The organism is Nocardioides jensenii JCM 1364 = NBRC 14755, from assembly GCF_001552535.1.
Lineage (GTDB): Bacteria > Actinomycetota > Actinomycetes > Propionibacteriales > Nocardioidaceae > Nocardioides > Nocardioides jensenii.
In genome coordinates this window covers 26,910-43,966 of sequence record NZ_BCRJ01000017.1, presented here as the reverse complement: position 1 = coordinate 43,966, position 17,057 = coordinate 26,910, and the positions used below count along the sequence as shown (strand labels likewise).

The 17,057-nt window shown below is 68.5% G+C and carries 19 protein-coding genes; 16 read left to right on the top strand and 3 right to left on the bottom strand.

Features of this window, described 5'->3' with window-relative positions:
• Positions 1–109 precede the first annotated feature (109 nt).
• The 5 genes from NJ4_RS06680 to NJ4_RS06660 are packed head-to-tail and all read left to right on the top strand — an operon-like array spanning position 110 to position 3,410.
• Positions 110–631, top strand: a complete 522-nt coding sequence (locus NJ4_RS06680) for an alternate-type signal peptide domain-containing protein (RefSeq protein WP_067432023.1) — start codon at positions 110–112, stop codon at positions 629–631.
• Between the two features lie 20 nt (positions 632–651).
• Positions 652–1,191 carry a signal peptidase I gene (locus NJ4_RS06675; RefSeq protein WP_067432021.1) on the top strand — a complete coding sequence of 180 codons (540 nt, stop codon included), beginning with the start codon at positions 652–654 and terminating at the stop codon, positions 1,189–1,191.
• The gene (locus NJ4_RS06670; RefSeq protein ID WP_067432011.1) at positions 1,188–1,832 is read left to right on the top strand and encodes a hypothetical protein; all 645 of its coding nucleotides are present in this window, start codon (positions 1,188–1,190) and stop codon (positions 1,830–1,832) included. Before NJ4_RS06675 ends, NJ4_RS06670 begins: the two co-directional genes overlap by 4 nt.
• Positions 1,816–2,448 (top strand): SipW-dependent-type signal peptide-containing protein, encoded by a 633-nt coding sequence (locus NJ4_RS06665; protein WP_067432008.1) that lies wholly within the window; start codon positions 1,816–1,818, stop codon positions 2,446–2,448. The genes NJ4_RS06670 and NJ4_RS06665 overlap by 17 nt, the downstream gene beginning before the upstream one ends.
• Positions 2,445–3,410, top strand: coding sequence for a signal peptidase I (locus tag NJ4_RS06660; RefSeq protein ID WP_067432005.1), 966 nt, complete (start codon positions 2,445–2,447; stop codon positions 3,408–3,410). The genes NJ4_RS06665 and NJ4_RS06660 overlap by 4 nt, the downstream gene beginning before the upstream one ends.
• Positions 3,411–3,427: 17 nt before the next feature.
• Here NJ4_RS06660 and NJ4_RS06655 read toward each other — a convergent pair whose 3' ends face one another.
• The gene (locus NJ4_RS06655) at positions 3,428–4,441 is read right to left on the bottom strand and encodes a nitronate monooxygenase (protein ID WP_217996789.1); all 1,014 of its coding nucleotides are present in this window, start codon (positions 4,439–4,441) and stop codon (positions 3,428–3,430) included.
• Positions 4,442–4,637: 196 nt separating this feature from the next.
• Positions 4,638–5,384 carry an SDR family NAD(P)-dependent oxidoreductase gene (locus NJ4_RS06650; protein ID WP_245644487.1) on the bottom strand — a complete coding sequence of 249 codons (747 nt, stop codon included), beginning with the start codon at positions 5,382–5,384 and terminating at the stop codon, positions 4,638–4,640.
• A gap of 112 nt (positions 5,385–5,496) precedes the next feature.
• Here NJ4_RS06650 and NJ4_RS06645 point away from each other — a divergent pair, with 112 nt between their 5' ends.
• From NJ4_RS06645 to NJ4_RS06595, 11 genes are all read left to right on the top strand, one after another.
• On the top strand, positions 5,497–6,345 hold the full coding sequence (locus tag NJ4_RS06645; RefSeq protein ID WP_067431999.1) for a helix-turn-helix transcriptional regulator: 849 nt from the start codon (positions 5,497–5,499) through the stop codon (positions 6,343–6,345).
• Between the two features lie 25 nt (positions 6,346–6,370).
• A complete protein-coding gene (gene pdxT / locus NJ4_RS06640) occupies positions 6,371–6,982 on the top strand; it encodes a pyridoxal 5'-phosphate synthase glutaminase subunit PdxT (RefSeq protein WP_067431997.1) in 612 nt (203 codons plus the stop codon).
• Between the two features lie 164 nt (positions 6,983–7,146).
• Positions 7,147–7,920, top strand: coding sequence for a YebC/PmpR family DNA-binding transcriptional regulator (locus NJ4_RS06635; RefSeq protein ID WP_067431995.1), 774 nt, complete (start codon positions 7,147–7,149; stop codon positions 7,918–7,920).
• Between the two features lie 103 nt (positions 7,921–8,023).
• On the top strand, positions 8,024–8,539 hold the full coding sequence (gene ruvC / locus NJ4_RS06630) for a crossover junction endodeoxyribonuclease RuvC (protein ID WP_067431992.1): 516 nt from the start codon (positions 8,024–8,026) through the stop codon (positions 8,537–8,539).
• Between the two features lie 31 nt (positions 8,540–8,570).
• Positions 8,571–9,176, top strand: a complete 606-nt coding sequence (gene ruvA, locus NJ4_RS06625) for a Holliday junction branch migration protein RuvA (RefSeq protein ID WP_067431989.1) — start codon at positions 8,571–8,573, stop codon at positions 9,174–9,176.
• Positions 9,177–9,178: 2 nt separating this feature from the next.
• A complete protein-coding gene (ruvB, locus tag NJ4_RS06620) occupies positions 9,179–10,252 on the top strand; it encodes a Holliday junction branch migration DNA helicase RuvB (RefSeq protein WP_067431987.1) in 1,074 nt (357 codons plus the stop codon).
• A 77-nt stretch (positions 10,253–10,329) separates the two neighbouring features.
• On the top strand, positions 10,330–10,704 hold the full coding sequence (yajC, locus tag NJ4_RS06615; protein WP_169799221.1) for a preprotein translocase subunit YajC: 375 nt from the start codon (positions 10,330–10,332) through the stop codon (positions 10,702–10,704).
• Between the two features lie 3 nt (positions 10,705–10,707).
• A complete protein-coding gene (locus NJ4_RS06610) occupies positions 10,708–11,259 on the top strand; it encodes an adenine phosphoribosyltransferase (RefSeq protein WP_067431980.1) in 552 nt (183 codons plus the stop codon).
• Positions 11,260–11,291: 32 nt separating this feature from the next.
• A complete protein-coding gene (locus NJ4_RS06605; protein WP_082748249.1) occupies positions 11,292–12,725 on the top strand; it encodes a glyceraldehyde-3-phosphate dehydrogenase in 1,434 nt (477 codons plus the stop codon).
• A gap of 35 nt (positions 12,726–12,760) precedes the next feature.
• Positions 12,761–15,070: a RelA/SpoT family protein gene (locus tag NJ4_RS06600; RefSeq protein WP_082748248.1), complete on the top strand. Its 2,310-nt coding sequence runs from the start codon at positions 12,761–12,763 to the stop codon at positions 15,068–15,070.
• On the top strand, positions 15,067–15,729 hold the full coding sequence (locus NJ4_RS06595; RefSeq protein ID WP_067431978.1) for a DUF998 domain-containing protein: 663 nt from the start codon (positions 15,067–15,069) through the stop codon (positions 15,727–15,729). The genes NJ4_RS06600 and NJ4_RS06595 overlap by 4 nt, the downstream gene beginning before the upstream one ends.
• Here the strand turns inward: NJ4_RS06595 and NJ4_RS06590 are convergent, their stop codons facing one another.
• On the bottom strand, positions 15,730–16,968 hold the full coding sequence (locus NJ4_RS06590; protein ID WP_067431976.1) for a DUF349 domain-containing protein: 1,239 nt from the start codon (positions 16,966–16,968) through the stop codon (positions 15,730–15,732). It lies immediately after the preceding gene.
• Positions 16,969–17,057: the final 89 nt, after the last annotated feature.

The following is a 17,057-nucleotide window of genomic DNA, read 5'->3' as shown; positions in this document are numbered from 1 at the left end:
GAAGTGACTATCTTTGCGAGTGTTGCGTAAGGAGCGGGCAAGACAGCCGTCAAGAGGGTGTGGCAGGGGGGTGCGCCTCCCTGCGCCGACTACGGACAGGGAAAATGAAATGAAGAAGTCGACCAAGGGTTCGATCGCTGCGGCCGCCGCTGCGGTGCTCCTGATGGGTGGGGCCGGTTCGCTGGCCTACTGGAGTGACAGTGCCGACGTCGACGGTGGCAGCGTCACCGCCGGCAGCCTGGACCTCAGCAACATGACGTGTGCCCCCACATGGACCGAGGGTGCTGATACCGACGTCCAGCTCATCGTCCCCGGGGACACCATCACCAAGCAGTGCACCGGCACCATCACCATGACCGGTGACCACATCTCGGCAGATGTGACGCTCGACGACGCTTCGGTGGCCACAGCCGAGGCCGCCTTCAACCTCCCGGCCACGGCCGGTGACGCTGTCGACATCACGGCAGGGCTCACGGGCGGTGGCACGGTCTCGAGCAGCGGCCCGATCTCGGTCACCATCACCGTCGACTGGCCCTACGGGTCGGTCGCGGACAATGACGCGCAGGGTGTCTCCACCAGCGCGCTCGACGACCTCGTCATCAACGCCGTGCAGGCTGACCCGCACCCGTGACCTGAGTTGCATCGAGCCTGATGTCGGTCCGTGGAGTCCTCGGCTGGCTGGGTCAGCTTCTGGCCTGGCTGGCGATCCTGGGCGTCGTGGCGATCCTGCTGGTCGCAGTGCTCGTCCCGAGGCTCGGCGGCGCGACGCCGTACACGATCCTGACGGGTTCGATGAAGCCGGACTACCCACCCGGAACGCTGGTGGTGGTCAAGCCGGTCGACGGAGACGAGATCAAGGTCGGGACGGTGATCACCTACCAACGGGAGTCGGGCAAGTCGACAGTCGTCACGCACCGGGTGGTCGCCACGGGCTTCAACGCCAAGGGCGAAGTCCAGTTGCAGACGCAGGGCGACGCGAACGACACCCCGGACCAGGAGTGGGTCAGACCGGTTCAGGTCAGGGGTGAGACGTGGTACTCGGTGAAGTACCTCGGTTACCTGAACAACGTGCTGAACGGGAGGGAGAGGCAGATGGCGGTCTACGTCGTTGCTGCACTCCTTCTCGGGTACGCCGCATTCATGCTGACCGGATCACTCCGGGAGCGGCGCAAGGAACGGTCGGCATCGTGATCAGGGTGATGCTCGTGGTCTCGGTGTGCCTGCTCTGCCTTGGGCCCTCGTCTGCTCATGCGGCCGACGAGCTCGGGATCAGCCGGGACGGCCGCACGTGGTCGAACCAGCTCGAAAGGTCGTTGTTCGACTCCGGGCTGCGATGGGTGCCGGGCGACGTACGAACCAGCGAGTTCTACGTGCGCAACCAGGCAGCAGTGCTCGGCACGCTGACGATCAGCGTCGAGAGCCGGGACCCGGACCTGCTCCTGCGCAACGGCGAGATGCTGATCGAGACACGCGTGGGGTCACGGAACTGGGTCGCGCTCGAGCACACAGCGAACGCGTACCGCATGAACCAGAGCTCACTCGCCGCGGGCGGCACGCAGAAGTTGCGGGTGAGGGCCAGCTTCGACCGCGACTCCACCAACAGCACGCAACGAGACCACGCGGAGTTCCGGTTCACTGTGACGCTGGCGGACGCAGGCGTGGGGTCCGGTGGCGACGACCCGAACGGCTCCGGCGATCACGGTCTGCCGGACACCGGAGCACCTGCCTGGATCGGCTGGCTGCTCGTGGTGGCCGGTGTCGCCATCGGCTCGGGACTGGCACTGTTGAAACGCGGCAAGCGAGAGGACTCAGGTCATGGCGCGGCACGCTGAGAGCACGGCTCGACGGATATGGTCGGGTGCCAGATCGGACAGGACGCGAGCGCTGCTGAGCCTGGGGCTGCTGGTCGGCTTCGGCTCCATCGGCACCTACGCCTACTGGAGCGACACCGCCGTGGTCACCGGCGGCCCGATCACGTCGGGCGCGATGGACCTGCAGTTCGACACCAACGGTGCGGTCGGCAACGGCGCCGGCTACGCCAAGACCACGATCACCTGGACCGGGCTGGCGCCCGACGAGCGCAAGGCGTTCAACCTCACCGTCAAGAACGTCGGCAACCCGCCGTTCACCTATCTCGCCACCGCGACCCGCGGCGTCTCGCCCACCTGGACCTTCACAGGCTCGCCCATCACCGTGCAGCTGTACGCCGGCACGGCCGTGGCGGACACGACGTACCCCCAGCAGGACAGCTGCACCGGATCCCCATTGGGCACCGCACAGGCCGTCGACACGACCAACAAGCCACTGATCAGCACTGCTCAGGAGATCGCCGCCGGCGGCACCCAGTCGATCTGCATCATCGTCGGCCTCGACCCTGCTGCCGACAACGCCAACCAGTCCAAGACCGGTTCCGTGTCCCTGACCTTCACTGCGAACCAGAAGCCATGACCTCGCGCGCCGCGGTCGTCGGACGACTCAGGGAGGCAGCGCTCTGGCTCGGCGCCTGCCTGGGAGTGCTCTGTCTTCTGCTGGGTGCCCTGGCGCTGGTCTTCGACGTACGCCCGCTGGTCTTCAGGTCAGGGTCGATGTCACCCGAGATCGAGGCCGGGGCGTTGGCGCTGGCCCGCGAGACTCCCGCGAAGGAGATCAACAAGGGCGACATCGTCAGCGTCGTCGACCCCACGGGCACCCGCGTCACGCACCGGGTGGTCTCGGTCGAGCAGACCGATGGCGGTGCGGTGCTGCAGCTCAAGGGAGACGCCAACTCGACTCCGGACAGCGAGACCTACACGGTCGACAAGGCCTACCGAGTCTTCGTCGACGTGCCGTGGGCCGGCCACGTGGTCAACGCGGCCAGCACACCGTGGGGGCTGTTGATCTGCGGTGGGTTCGTCACCCTGCTGCTGGTCTCGGCCTTCGGCGGCCGGCGCAAGGAGGACGACGAACCGGGTCCACCGGCGGATCGCAAGGGCGGCCGGCAGGCGACCCGGGTCATCGCTGGAGCGGCGACGGCAGGCCTTCTCGTGACCACGGCCACCGGGGTGGCTCCGATCAACACGATGGCGATGTTCTCCGACACCTCGCTTGTCACCGGGGGCACCCTGACCGCGCTGACAGTCCCGCCGCCGGTGGTCTCATGTGGAACCTTGAGCGTCGGAACAACTCGGCTCAACTGGACGGCCGTGCCCGGTGCCACCGGCTACACGCTTCACTACGGAACCGGGGGCTCGGTGACCGAGAACGTCGGTCCCGGGGTGACCGACAAGACATTCACGGGCCTGGTCACCAGCGGGACGTTCAGCGTCGAGGCCAAAATCAACTACGGCTCGACGACATGGACATCTGTGGCGTCGAACAAGAAGAGATACACGGTCCTTTTGGTCCTGGTCGGGATCTGTTCAGACGTCTGACTTCCGCCGCGACCCCGTCACATCATCGCGAGTCTCGCAACGACCTCGGGTGCCGTGAGCCGTCCGGGTGCGGCATGTCCGGAGCCGGCCCACAGCGCCATGCCCTGTGGGTCGCCGGCGGCTGCGGCCGCCGTACGGATCGGCCTGGTCAGGTGGTGCACGTTCGGGTACGCCGACGGCGCGCGGCCGTCGTGAGCGCGCACGAAGTCGTTGACCAGTGCCCGGGCGTAGCGGCCGCTGAAGGCGCGGGTCACGGCCGCCGAGGTGAACGAGCCCGAGGTCAACGCGGCCTTGTGAGCGGCCGGCGCCTTGCTCTCGTCACACGCCAGGAACAAGGTGCCGACCGCGGCCGCCGAGGCACCGGCATCCAGCAGAGCGTGCACGTCGGCGGCCGAACCGACGCCGCCCGCGGCGATCACCGGAAGCCCGATACCGGCAATGGCCGCCACCACCTCGCGAGCCGACAGCGTGTTCGGCTGGTCGGAGACGTGCCAGGTGCCGCGATGTCCGCCGGCCTCGCAGCCCTGTGCGACCAGGAAGTCCGCTCCCAGACCGACCGCTTGCAGCGCCTCGTGCTCCGAGGTGACGGTGAAGCCGACGGTCGTGCCGACCTCCTGGAGCCGGAACACCGCCGCCGGTGGCACCGGACCGAAGGTGAAGGAGACGACATCGACGGGGTTCTCCACCAGCCAGTCCACCTTGCCGTCGAACGTGTCGTCGTCGAAGGAGGGGTCACCGGGGGAGACGCCGTACTTCGCGGCGGTCAACGCGACCTCGGTCTGATAGTCGTCGAGCCGCGGGCCGAGCTCGAGCGACCGATCCGTCTGCGGGGTGAACAGGTTGATCGCGACGGTGGCGTCGGTCAGCGCCCTGTACGCCGTCACTTCGTCGGCCATCGAGTCGACCGAGAGATAGCCGGCGGCGAGGAAGCCCAGGCCGCCGGCATTCGAGACCGCCGCGGCGAGCGCCGGTGTGGTGGCACCGGCCATCGGCGCGGCGATGATCGGGTTCGGACGCTCGAGGAAGCTCACTCGGACGAGGCTATCCCGGGGCTCAACCAGGCTGGGACACCTGCGACGTGTCAAGAAGTACGGCAGTTGGGGAACACCGGTGCGCACGCCGGGCTCGACGCGGGGCCGTAACAGGGCGAACTGCCGTACTTCTCGACGCGTGAGCTCGGGGTGACGGGTCCCGATGCTCGTGGGCCGAGCCGCAAGCATGCGGAACTCACCAGGGCAGCTCACCCTGCTGACCGCTGAAGCTTCCCGTCGGCCCGTCCGCGCCGATCGTGGCCATCCGCACCACGGGAGCGGCTCCGACCTCCACCGACTGGACACCGTTGTGCCCGTTGAGATCGGTGGCCGTGTAACCGGGGTCGACGGCGTTGATCTTCAACCAGGGCAGGTCTTTGGCATACATGCTGGTGATCATGTTCAACGCACTCTTGGATGACGGATAGACCAGCCCGTAGAGCGCCGACTCGAGTCGCGACGGGTCGGTGGTGATGCCGAACGAGCCCATGCCGCTCGAGACGTTGACGATGCGTGGGTGAGTCGACTCCCGCAGCAGGGGCAGGAACGCGTGGATCATGCGGACCGGGCCGAGCACGTTCACGCCGTACACCGGAAGGAAGTCCATCGGAACCGTCTCGTCGGGCGAACTGAACGAGCCGGCGATGCCGGCGTTGTTGATCAGCACGTCGACACCGCCTGCCTCGGTGATGGTCGCGACCGCTGCAGCGACCGACTCGTCCGAGGTGACGTCGACGACCAGCAGCCGTACGTCGCCCAGTGCCGCGAGCTCGGCGACGGCCTTCGCGCCGCGTTCTTCGTCTCGGGCGCCGAGCCAGACCTGCCAGCCCAGGCCGAGCAGCTGGCGCGCCGTCTCGAAACCGATTCCCTTGTTGGCGCCGGTGACCAGCGCCCCTGTCGTGTGCCGTGTCATGTGCTGTGTCGTGTTGCGTTCGGTAGTCATGACACCAACCGTGGCCGCGCGAGCGCCAGGCCTCCAGTGCCTGTCGAGCATGGGATCGGCAGTCCTAGGTTGACGGGATGCGGTCCGCGCGACCGTGCGGAAGACTGGTGGCATGAACCGACCCGAGATCGCCCGACTGCTCAAGCAGGCGCGTTCCCGGATCTGTCCCGAGGACGTGGGCATGCCGTCCGGGGAGCGGCGCCGCGTGCCGGGGCTGCGCCGCGAGGAGGTGGCCGCGCTGGCCGGCGTCAGTGTCGACTACGTCGTACGGCTCGAGCAGGCCCGCGGTCCGCACCCGTCACCCGCGGTGCTCTCCGCGCTGGCACGAGCCCTGCGCCTGGGCGACGACGCACGCGCCGAGTTGTTCGAGCTGGCCGACGTGCGGCAACCACGCACCGACACCATCGACCTTCACGTGCGCCCCAGCATCCAGCGGCTGCTCGATCGGCTCAACGACCTGCCGGTGCTGGTGATGAGCGCCAAGGGCGACTTCCTGGCGTGGAACGCCATGGCCTCGGCGCTGCTCGGGGACTGGACCCGGCTCCCGGTGCGGCAGCGCAACATCGTGTGGCAACGGTTCCTGGGGGAGCAGGGGCGGGTGGCGAACACTCCCGAGGAGGCGGCGAAGAGTGCCGCCCAGTCGGTGGGCAGCCTGCGCGCTGCCGCCGCGAAGTATCCCCACGACGCTCCCTTGCAGGAGCTGATCGAGGCGTTGCGGGCCGCCAGCCCCGAGTTCCGGCGACTGTGGACCGAGACCGACGTTGCGCCGTGGCGCAGTCACACCAAGACGATCCGGCACCCCGAGATCGGCGACCTCACCCTCGAGTGCGACTCGATGGTGCTCCCCGACACCGACCAGTCGGTGATCGTCTACTCGGCCGAGCCCGGCTCCGACGCCGCCCAGAAGCTGGACCTCCTGCGGGTGATCGGGATGCAGTTCGCGGACCACTCGCACGGATGAGCCGGCCGGCTCCTACGATGCGGCCATGCCCTCCTCGTTGACCGGCCCCACCATCGGCGTCTTCGCCCTGCAGGGTGACGTGCGCGAGCACCTGCGCATCCTCACCGATCTCGGCGCCACCGCGTTCGGCGTACGCCGTCCCGAGGAGCTGGCACGCTGCGACGGCCTCATCATCCCCGGTGGCGAGTCGACCACGATGTACAAGCTGGCGCGGACCTTCGAGCTCTTCGAGCCGCTGCAGCAGCGCATCGAGCAGGGCATGCCCACCTTCGGCACCTGCGCCGGCATGATCATGCTGGCGGACCGGGTCGAGGGCGGCACCGCCGACCAGGAGACGCTGGGTGGTCTCGACGTCACGGTGCGACGCAACGCGTTCGGCCGCCAGGTCGACTCCTTCGAGGGTGAGCTGGCGTTCGACGGCTTCGAGGAGCCCGTGCACGCGGTGTTCATCCGGGCACCGTGGGTCGAGGAGCTGGGTGAGGGCGTCGACGTGCTCGCGCGGGTGGAGGGCGGACCGGCCGACGGGCGAGTGGTCGGGGTGCGCCAGGGGAGCCTGATGGCGACCTCATTCCACCCCGAGGTCGACTCGGACACCCGGATCCACCGCTACTTCCTCGACCTGGTGGCGCAGGCCTGACCGGACGCGTCGGTGCCGGGCCTACCGCCGGCCGGCCGGGTGGGTGCAGCCGAGCCTGCCCTCCACCGGTCGCCCGCGGCGGGCGGTAGGCTTTCGGCGCACAGTACGTCGAGGGCTGAGCTCGACTTCTCAGTCAGCGGAGCCGCATTCAGAAGAGGGAGCGCATGTCCGGCCACTCCAAATGGGCGACCACGAAGCACAAGAAGGCCGCGATCGATGCCAAGCGCGGCAAGCTCTTCGCCAAGCTGATCAAGAACATCGAGATCGCGGCGAAGATGGGCGGCCCCGACTCCAGCGGCAACCCGACGCTGTTCGACGCCATCCAGAAGGCGAAGAAGCAGTCGGTCCCCAACAAGAACATCGACTCCGCGGTCAAGCGCGGCGGTGGGCTCGAGGGTGGAGCCGTCGACTACGAGACGATCATGTACGAGGTCTACGGGCCCCAGGGCGTGGCGATCCTGGTCGAGTGCCTGACCGACAACCGCAACCGCGCCGCGATGGAGGTCCGCACGGCGGTCACCCGCAACGGCGGCACGCTCGCGGACCCGGGCTCGGTCTCGCGTCTGTTCGACCGCAAGGGTGTGGTCGTGGTGCCCAAGGCCCAGGAGACCCGCGAGATCGGTGAGGACGACGTCCTCGAGGCGACCCTCGACGCCGGCGCGGACGACGTCAACGACCTGGGTGAGTCGCTCCAGATCCTCTCCGAGGCCGGCGACGTGGTCGAGGTACGGACGGCGCTGCAGGGTGCCGCCATCGACTACGACTCGGCCGACGTCGAGTTCGTGGCGAGCATGGACATCCCGGTCGACAAGGACGCCGCGATCAAGGTCTTCAAGCTGGTCGACGCACTCGAGGACCTCGACGACGTGCAGAACGTCTTCTCCAACGTCGACGTGCCCGAGAGCGTGCTCGCCGAGCTCGACGCCGACGAGGAGTGATCACGGTCGGCGAACGACGACACGGCGTGCCGTACGACGAACCGTCGGCGGATCTTGTTAGCGTGAGTCCGAACAGGTGTTCGGACGACGTGAAGGGTTCCAGATGCGCGTGCTCGGGATCGACCCCGGCCTGACCCGCTGCGGCATGGGCGTGGTCGACGGCGAGGTCGGTCGACCACTGACCATGCTCGACGTCAACGTGCTGCGCACCTCGTCGTCCGAGCCGGTGCCGATCCGGCTGGTCACGATCGAGAAGGGCATCGACGCCTGGATCGAGGAGTTCCAGCCCGATGCGGTCGCCGTCGAGCGGGTCTTCGCCCGCTCCGACGTCAGCACCGTGATGGGCACTGCCCAGGCCAGCGGCATCGCGATGGTCTGCGCCGCCCGTCGGGGCATCCCGGTCGCGCTGCACACCCCCAGTGAGGTCAAGGCGGCGGTCTCCGGCAGCGGCCGTGCCGACAAGGCCCAGGTCACCGCGATGGTGACCCGCATCCTCCGGCTGACCGCACCCCCCAAGCCGGCTGACGCTGCCGACGCACTGGCCCTGGCCATCACCCACATCTGGCGCGGCGGAGCCCAGTCGCGCATCGAGGCCGCTCTGCTCAAGGCGCGGCGATGAACCAGCACCCGCTCACGAAAGAGGACCGGCAGTGATCGCATTCGTCCGTGGCACCGTCGCCGGTGTCACCCTCAACAGTGCCGTCGTCGAGGTCGGGGGAGTCGGCCTCGAGCTGATGTGCACGCCCGGAACCCTGGCCACGTTGCGCGACGGCGAGGAGGCGATCCTGCCGACCAGCATGGTCGTCAGGGAGGACTCCCTGACCCTCTTCGGGTTCCTCGACGACGACGAGAAGGCCTGCTTCGAGCTGCTCCAGACCGCCAGTGGGGTCGGTCCGAAGCTGGCCCAGGCGGCGCTCGCGGTGCTGGCCCCCGACGACCTGCGCCAGGCCGTCTCGAGCGAGGACGTCAAGACACTGACCAAGGTGCCCGGCATCGGTCAGAAGGGCGCGCAGCGCATCATCCTCGAGCTCAAGGACCGCATCGGCGCCCCGACCGGCGCGACCCGGAGCACCCGCACCGGCGTGCCCGCGAGCGCTGCCGGGTGGCGCGACCAGGTGCACCAGGGCCTGGTCGGCCTGGGGTGGTCGGCCAAGGAGGCCGACAAGGCCCTCGACGTGATCGAGCCCGACACCGGCGAGACGCCCGACGTCGGCGCCATGCTCCGCGCCGCCCTCCAGACCTTGCGGAAGGCCTGAGCATGGACCAGTTCAGCGACCAGTTCAGCGTCGCCGAGGAAGCCGAGATCGCCCGCCTCACCTCGGCCGACGCCACCGGTGACGAACGCGCGATCGAGGCCGCGCTGCGACCCAAGTCCCTCGACGAGGTCATCGGCCAGCAGCGGGTGCGTGAGCAGCTCGGTCTGGTCCTCGACGCGGCCAAGGCACGCGGCCGGGCACCCGACCACGTGCTGCTCTCCGGGCCGCCCGGGCTCGGCAAGACCACCCTGGCCATGATCATCGCCGCGGAGATGTCGGTGCCCCTGCGGCTGACCAGTGGGCCGGCGATCACCCATGCCGGCGACCTGGCCGCGGTCATCTCCGGTCTCAACGAGGGCGACGTGCTCTTCGTCGACGAGATCCACCGCATGTCCCGCGCCGCCGAAGAGATGCTCTACATGGCGATGGAGGACTTCCGCGTCGACGTGATCATCGGCAAGGGTCCGGGCGCGACCGCGATCCCGCTCGAGATCCCGCCGTTCACGCTGGTCGGAGCCACCACCCGGGCCGGGCTCCTGCCCGGGCCGCTGCGCGACCGGTTCGGCTTCACCGCCCACCTCGAGTTCTACGAGCCCGAGGACCTCGACCTGATCGTGCACCGCAGTGCCGGGCTGCTCGACGTGCACCTCATCGACGAGGGCTCCGCCGAGATCGCCGGCCGATCCCGGGGGACGCCGCGGATCGCCAACCGGCTGCTGCGCCGGGTGCGCGACTACGCCCAGGTCCGCGCCGACGGCACCGTGACGCTCGAGGTCGCGCGGGCGGCCCTCGAGCTCTACGAGGTCGACGAGTCGGGTCTGGACCGGCTCGACCGTGGTGTCCTCGACGTGCTCTGTCGCCGCTTCGGCGGAGGGCCCGTGGGGCTCTCGACACTGGCCGTCGCGGTGGGCGAGGAGCGCGAGACCGTCGAAGAGGTGGCCGAGCCGTTCCTGGTGCGCAACGGTCTCCTGGCCCGCACGCCGCGAGGTCGCATCGCCACACCGGCGGCCTGGCGTCACCTCGGCCTGACGCCTCCCGGCCCCGACGTGACGGACGCGACTCTCTTCGAGGAGTGATCGGCAGTTAGACTGCCGGACGGTCGAGCCACACTGGCACGCCCGAATCGTCGAACGCCTCGAGAGGTCGGATCCCCTTGAAGGACCTGCTGTCCTTGCTGCCCATCATCGCCATCTTCCTGATCTTCTGGTTGCTGGTGATCCGCCCCGCCTCGCGTCGGCAGAAGGACCTTCGTGCCGTCCAGCGCTCACTCGAGGTCGGTGACGAGGTGATCACCAGCAGCGGCATGTTCGGCACCATCCGCTCGATCGTCGACGACAAGGTCGGCCTCGAGATCGCCGAAGGCGTCGTGGTCCAGGTGGCCCGTGCCGCCATCGTCGGCCTCCCGCCCGAGCCCGCGGGATTCGCCGAGGCCGACGAGCTCGAGGGTGAGCCTGAGAGCCGGTCCGAGCTGGACGACCCGACCGAGGCCGAGCCTGTCGAGGAGCACCGCCCCGAGCAGGAGAAGTAGGCCTTGGCGCAACCCACGCCCGACCTGGCCGAGACGCTTCAACGCCTGGTCCGTGACGTCCCCGACTACCCGGAGCCCGGAGTCCTGTTCAAGGACATCACTCCGCTGCTGGCCGATCACGCCGCCTTCACCGCGGTGGTGCAGGCCCTGGCCGATGCGGGTCGTGACGCCGACGGCAACGTCGTGGTCGACAAGGTGGTCGGCATGGAGGCACGGGGATTCATCCTCGCCGCCCCGGTCGCGCTGGCGCTGGGCGTCGGCTTCGTCCCGGTCCGCAAGGCGGGCAAGCTGCCACGTGAGCGGCACGCGATCTCCTACGCCCTGGAGTACGGCGAGGCGACGCTGGAGCTGCACACCGATGCGATCGCGCCCGGCGAGCGGGTCCTGCTGATCGACGACGTGCTCGCCACCGGCGGCACGGTTGCCGCCACCCGCCAGCTGGTCGAGAAGTGCGGGGGCGTGTCGCACGCCGTCGCCGTCCTCCTGGAACTGACTTTCCTGCCCGGACGCGAGACCATCGGTGACCTGCCGCTGGTCGCGCTGGGGCAGGTCTGAACCGCACACCCGAGAAACCGAGGAACCGAGCCGTGACGTCTGACCACTTCGCCACCTGGAAGAGCCGTGAGGCCCTCGCCGAAGCGATGATCCCGATGATCGGGCATCTCTACCGCGAGCGTGACGTGACCGTGCTGGTGCACAGCCGCTCGCTCGTCAACAAGTCGGTGATCAGCATCCTCAAGACGCACCGCTACGTGCGTCAGATCGAGGGTCGCGAGCTCGCGATCGAGGACACCTTCCCGATCCTCCAGGCGCTGGCCGAGCTCGACCTGGGCCCCGCCCGCGTCGACATCGGGCGCCTGGCCGTCTCCTACGCCGAGGACTCCCAAGGTCTCTCCGTCGAGGAGTACACCGCCAAGGCCGTCGAGGGCGCCACCGGGGAGAACAAGATCGTCCAGGAGGGCCCGCGCGACGTGGTGCTCTACGGCTTCGGTCGCATCGGTCGGCTCCTGGCCCGTCTCCTCGTGGAGAAGTCCGGCTCCGGAAACGGTCTGCGGTTGCGTGCGGTCGTCGTACGCAAGGGCGGCGAGGACGACCTGAAGAAGCGCGCCTCGCTCCTGCGCCGTGACTCGATCCACGGCCAGTTCAACGGCTCGATCCACATCGACGCCGACAACAACACGATCTGCGCCAACGGCAACACCATCAAGGTGATCTACGCCAACGACCCCACCGAGATCGACTACACCGACTACGGCATCGACAACGCCGTCCTGATCGACAACACCGGCAAGTGGCGCGACCGTGAGGGTCTCTCCAAGCACCTGCGCCCCGGCGTCTCGAAGGTCGTGCTGACCGCGCCCGGCAAGGGCGACGTGAAGAACATCGTCCACGGCGTCAACCACGAGACCCTGCGCGACGACGACAACATCCTCTCGTGTGCCTCCTGCACCACCAACGCCATCGTGCCGGCCCTCAAGGCGATCAACGACGAGTACGGCGTCGAGCACGGCCACGTCGAGACGGTGCACTCGTTCACCAACGACCAGAACCTGCTCGACAACTACCACAAGGGCAACCGTCGTGGCCGTTCCGCGCCGCTGAACATGGTGCTCACCGAGACCGGTGCCGCCTCCGCCGTCGCGAAGGCACTGCCCGAGCTGACCGGCCACATCTCCGGCTCCTCGATCCGCGTGCCCACCCCGGACGTGTCGATGGCCATCCTCAACCTGACGATGGGCAAGGAGACCACCCGCGAGGAGATGCTCGACTACCTGCGGCACACCTCGCTGCACTCCACGATGAAGCGCCAGATCGACTTCGTCGCCTCGCCCGACTCGGTCTCGACCGACTTCGTGGGTTCTCGTGCAGCGTGCATCATCGACGCCAACGCGCTGATCGTGAACGGCAAGCACGTGGTGCTCTACGCGTGGTACGACAACGAGTTCGGCTACAGCTGCCAGGTGGTGCGCGTCGTCCAGCACATCACCGGCGTCGAGTACCCGCTGTTCCCGCAGGGCTGACCAGTCATCCTCGACCCAGCCCCTAGACTGGACGAATGACTGAGGAGACGCCCGTCGACCCCACCGGGACGACGCGCGCCACGGAGCCGATCGGGTCCCAGACCGGGCGTCGCATGCGCGCTCGGCTGGCCCGGATCGGCTCCCGTCCGCCCGTGGGAAACCCGGTCCTCGAACCGCTGTTCCGCTCGGTGAAGGCGAATCACCCCAAGGCCGACCTGGCCTTGCTCGAGCGCGCCTACCTGGTCGCCGAGAAGCTGCACTCCACGCAGATGCGCAAGAGCGGCGACCCCTACATCACGCACCCGCTCGCGGTCACCACCATCCTGGCCGACATCGGGATGACCGAGCCGACGTTGGTCGCTGCGCTGCTGCACGACACGGTCGAGGACACGCCGTACAGCCTCGATGAGCTGCGCGCCGACTTCGGTGACGAGGTCGCCGTGCTCGTCGACGGGGTGACCAAGCTCGACAAGGTGCAGTACGGCGACTCGGCGCAGGCCGAGACGATCCGCAAGATGATCGTGGCGATGTCACGCGACATCCGGGTGCTGGTGATCAAGCTCGCCGATCGGCTGCACAACATGCGCACGCTGCGCTACGTCAAGCAGGAGACGCAGGAGCGCAAGGCCCGCGAGACCCTCGACATCTATGCCCCCCTGGCCCACCGCCTGGGCATGAACACCATCAAGTGGGAGCTCGAGGACCTCGCCTTCGCCACCCTGCACCCCAAGATCTACGACGAGATCGTGCGCATGGTCGCCGAGCGCGCCCCGTCCCGCGACCAGTTCCTGGCCGAGGTCATCGAGGGCGTCGAGGCCGATCTCAAGGAGTCGAGGCTCTCCGCACGGGTGACCGGGCGACCGAAGCACTACTACTCGATCTACCAGAAGATGATCGTCGGCGGCCGCGACTTCTCCGACATCTACGACCTGGTCGGCATCCGGGTGCTGGTCGACGACGACCGCGACTGCTACACCGCCCTCGGGGTCATCCACTCCCGGTGGAACCCGGTGCTGGGCAGGTTCAAGGACTACGTCGCCATGCCGAAGTTCAACATGTACCAATCGCTGCACACCACGGTGATCGGTCCTCAGGGCAAACCGGTCGAGATCCAGATCCGCACCTTCGCGATGCACCGTCGCGCCGAGTACGGCGTCGCGGCGCACTGGAAGTACAAGGAGGACGGGCGCAACGGGGTCGACACCGACCGGCGTGGTGATGCCGACGACATGACCTGGGTGCGCCAGTTGCTCGACTGGCAGCACGACGTCGAAGACCCGGGCGAGTTCCTGGAGTCCCTGCGCTTCGAGATCAACCGCACCGAGGTCTACGTCTTCACCCCGCGTGGCGACGTGATCGCGTTGCCGGCGGGGGCAACACCGATCGACTTCGCCTACGCGGTCCACACCGAGGTCGGCCACCACACCATCGGTGCCCGTGTGAACGGCCGGCTGGTGCCGCTGGAGTCCACGCTCGACAACGGCGACGTGATCGAGGTGTTCACCTCCAAGGCCCCGAACGCCGGGCCGTCGCGCGACTGGCTCAACTTCGTCCGGTCGCCCCGCGCCCGTTCGAAGATCCGCCACTGGTTCACCAAGGAGCGGCGCGAGGAGGCGATCGAGCACGGCAAGGAGCAGATCGCCAAGCTGATGCGCAAGGAGGGACTGCCGCTCAAGAGGCTGCTCTCCCACGAGTCACTCAGTCTCGTTGCCGGGCAGTTGAAGCTCGCCGACGTCACCGCGCTCTATGCCGCCGTCGGCGAGGGCAACCTGGGCGCACAGACTGTCGTACGCCGCGTCATCGACCTGCACGGTGGTGACCAGGGAGCCGCCGAAGACCTGGCCGAGGGCATCACCATCACCGGCCGACGCGGGCGCAGCCGGCTCACACACGGCACGGACGCGGGCGTCGTGGTCAAGGGTGCCGACGGCCTGTGGGTCAAGCTGGCCAAGTGCTGCACGCCCGTGCCGCCCGACGAGATCCTCGGGTTCGTGACCAAGGGCGGGGGAGTGTCGGTGCACCGCTCCGACTGCACCAACGCCGCCAGCCTCAAGGCTCAGCCCGAGCGGCTCGTCGACGTGGTGTGGGAGCCGACCACGAAGTCGACGTTCCTGGTCAACATCCAGGTGGAGGCACTCGACCGGTCCCGGTTGCTCTCCGACATCACCATGGCGCTCTCCGACGTGCACGTGAACATCCTCAGTGCCTCGCTGACCACCACGCGCGACCGGGTGGCCAAGAGCAGGTTCTCCTTCGAGATGGCCGACGCGATGCACCTCGACTCGGTGCTGAACGCGGTCCGTTCGGTGCCCGGGGTCTTCGACGCCTATCGCATCACGCAGTGACCGCACCGGAGGCGTCGGCGCTGTTGAGCCGACGCTGGGCACTGGCCTGCCTGGTGGGCTTCGTCTTGTTCTGGGCCTTCGACGGGCTCGCAGTCCTGTTCGCCGCCGATGACTACTCGGTGCGCGCCGACATGGTCTCCTCCCTGGCCGGGCGTGGCTCCTCCGTGGGCTGGCTGGGGCAGGCCGCCATCGCCTCGTACGTCGTGGGGCACGTGGCCGCCAGCGTGGTGTTGCTGCGCGAGTGGCGCACGAAGCTCGCCGGAGCCTTCATGGCCCAGGGCTCGCTGATGATGGCCGGCATCCTGTTCTTCCGCGGGCACTGTCCTGCGGGCGAGGCCGGGTGTGGTCGAGGCGCGAACCATGTCGTCGACGTCGGCACGACCATGCACTCGGTGTGCGGCAACGTCTATCTGTGGACGATGCTGCTCGGGCTGGTGGTCGCGGCGTTCTCCGCGATCTGGGAGCGAGGGGCCAACCGGGTCGCGGCGGTCCTTGCCGCGCCGGCCTGGCTCGCCTCGACCTGGTCGGCCAGCATCTGGCTCGACGGGGGAGCCGACGCCGGAGCCTGGGAACGCGTCTGGCTCGGCTCGCACGCCGCGTGGTTCCTGGTGATCGCGGTCGTCGTACTCACTCGTCGGCGTTCGACGCCCGGAGTGTGATCAGCCGGAGAAGTCCTGGGCGGCCTTGCGGGCCATGTCGAGGAACGCCCGGCGCGAGGCGAGGTTCTCCTCGAGCTCCTTGACCTTCTTCTCGCTGCCGGCGGTCTTCGCCTTCTCGAGGTCGGCGGTGATCTCGTCGATCGCCGACTCGAGCTTGCCGATCATGTCGTCGGCCCGTGCAGACTTCTCAGGGTCGGACTTCTTCCACTGCTCGTCCTCGACGCCGCGGATCGCGTTCTCGACCTTGCGGATCCGGGCCTCGAGCGGCTTGATCTTGTCGCGCGGCACCTTGCCGGCCGCGTCCCACTTGTCAGCGATGTCGCGGAACGCGCGCTTGGCGGCCTCGACGTCGGTCACCGGGAGCAGTGCCTCGGCCTCGACGAGCAGGGCCTCCTTGACCTCGGCGTTGGCAGCGAACTCCTGGTCGAGCTCGGCGTTGGCTGCGTCGCGGGCACCGAAGAAGGCGTCCTGGGCACCACGGAACCGCTTCCACAGGGCCTCGTCGGCGTCACGGGGCGCCGGACCGGCCGCCTTCCAGTCACGCATCAGGTCGCGGAACCTGCCTGCGGTCGGACCCCACTCGGTCGAGTCGGCCAGCGACTCGGCCTCGGTGGCGAGCTTCTCCTTGATCACCCGGGCCCCGTCGCGCTTCTCGTGCTGCTCGGAGAAGTGCGCCTTGCGGCGTCGGGTGTACGACGTGCGTGCGGAGGAGAAGCGACGCCAGAGGGCGTCGTCGGTGGACCGGTCGAGGCGGGGGAGTCCCTTCCACTCCTCGAGGAGGTCCCGCAGTCGGTTGGCGCCGTTGCGCCAGTCGTTGGACTCGGCGAGCTTCTCGGCCTCGGTGACGATGCCTTCCTTGCGTTCCTTGGACTCGGCCACCTTCGCGGCACGTTCGACCTTGCGGGCCTCACGTTGCGACGCGATCACCGGGCCGAGGCTGTCCAGACGGGCGGCGAGACCGTCGAGGTCGCCCACCGCGTGCGCGTCCACGACCTGGGCCCGGACGGTCTTCACCGACTCGGCGGCCTCCTCGGGACCGAGCGCCCCACCGCGCACCCGCTTCTCGAGCAGCTCGACCTCGAAGCTCAGCGCATCGAACCGGTCGGTGAAGAACTTGAGGGCCTCCTCCGGTGTGCCCTCGGGGTACTGCCCCACGGACCTTTCACCCTCGGACGTACGGACGAAGACGGTGCCGTCATCGGCTACCCGACCCCATGGGGACTCCTGCTGCGCGCTCATGGTCGCCCATCGTAGTCAAAGCCTGCGCGGACATCGGTAGGCTGACACCCGTATTGCCGCCGGATCGTGATCCGCGAGGCGGCATCCCG

What these genes read in the sequence shown, in the direction of transcription:
- NJ4_RS06660 (WP_067432005.1), top strand. Translation starts at nt 2,445, where the DNA reads ATGACCTCGCGCGCCGCGGTCGTCGGACGACTCAGGGAGGCAGCGCTC.
- NJ4_RS06645 (WP_067431999.1), top strand. Translation starts at nt 5,497, where the DNA reads ATGAACCGACCCGAGATCGCCCGACTGCTCAAGCAGGCGCGTTCCCGG.
- NJ4_RS06650 (WP_245644487.1), bottom strand. Translation starts at nt 5,384, where the DNA reads ATGACTACCGAACGCAACACGACACAGCACATGACACGGCACACGACA.
- NJ4_RS06635 (WP_067431995.1), top strand. Translation starts at nt 7,147, where the DNA reads ATGTCCGGCCACTCCAAATGGGCGACCACGAAGCACAAGAAGGCCGCG.
- pdxT (WP_067431997.1), top strand. Translation starts at nt 6,371, where the DNA reads ATGCCCTCCTCGTTGACCGGCCCCACCATCGGCGTCTTCGCCCTGCAG.
- NJ4_RS06600 (WP_082748248.1), top strand. Translation starts at nt 12,761, where the DNA reads ATGACTGAGGAGACGCCCGTCGACCCCACCGGGACGACGCGCGCCACG.
- NJ4_RS06665 (WP_067432008.1), top strand. Translation starts at nt 1,816, where the DNA reads ATGGCGCGGCACGCTGAGAGCACGGCTCGACGGATATGGTCGGGTGCC.
- ruvB (WP_067431987.1), top strand. Translation starts at nt 9,179, where the DNA reads ATGGACCAGTTCAGCGACCAGTTCAGCGTCGCCGAGGAAGCCGAGATC.
- NJ4_RS06675 (WP_067432021.1), top strand. Translation starts at nt 652, where the DNA reads ATGTCGGTCCGTGGAGTCCTCGGCTGGCTGGGTCAGCTTCTGGCCTGG.
- NJ4_RS06590 (WP_067431976.1), bottom strand. Translation starts at nt 16,968, where the DNA reads ATGAGCGCGCAGCAGGAGTCCCCATGGGGTCGGGTAGCCGATGACGGC.
- ruvC (WP_067431992.1), top strand. Translation starts at nt 8,024, where the DNA reads ATGCGCGTGCTCGGGATCGACCCCGGCCTGACCCGCTGCGGCATGGGC.
- NJ4_RS06680 (WP_067432023.1), top strand. Translation starts at nt 110, where the DNA reads ATGAAGAAGTCGACCAAGGGTTCGATCGCTGCGGCCGCCGCTGCGGTG.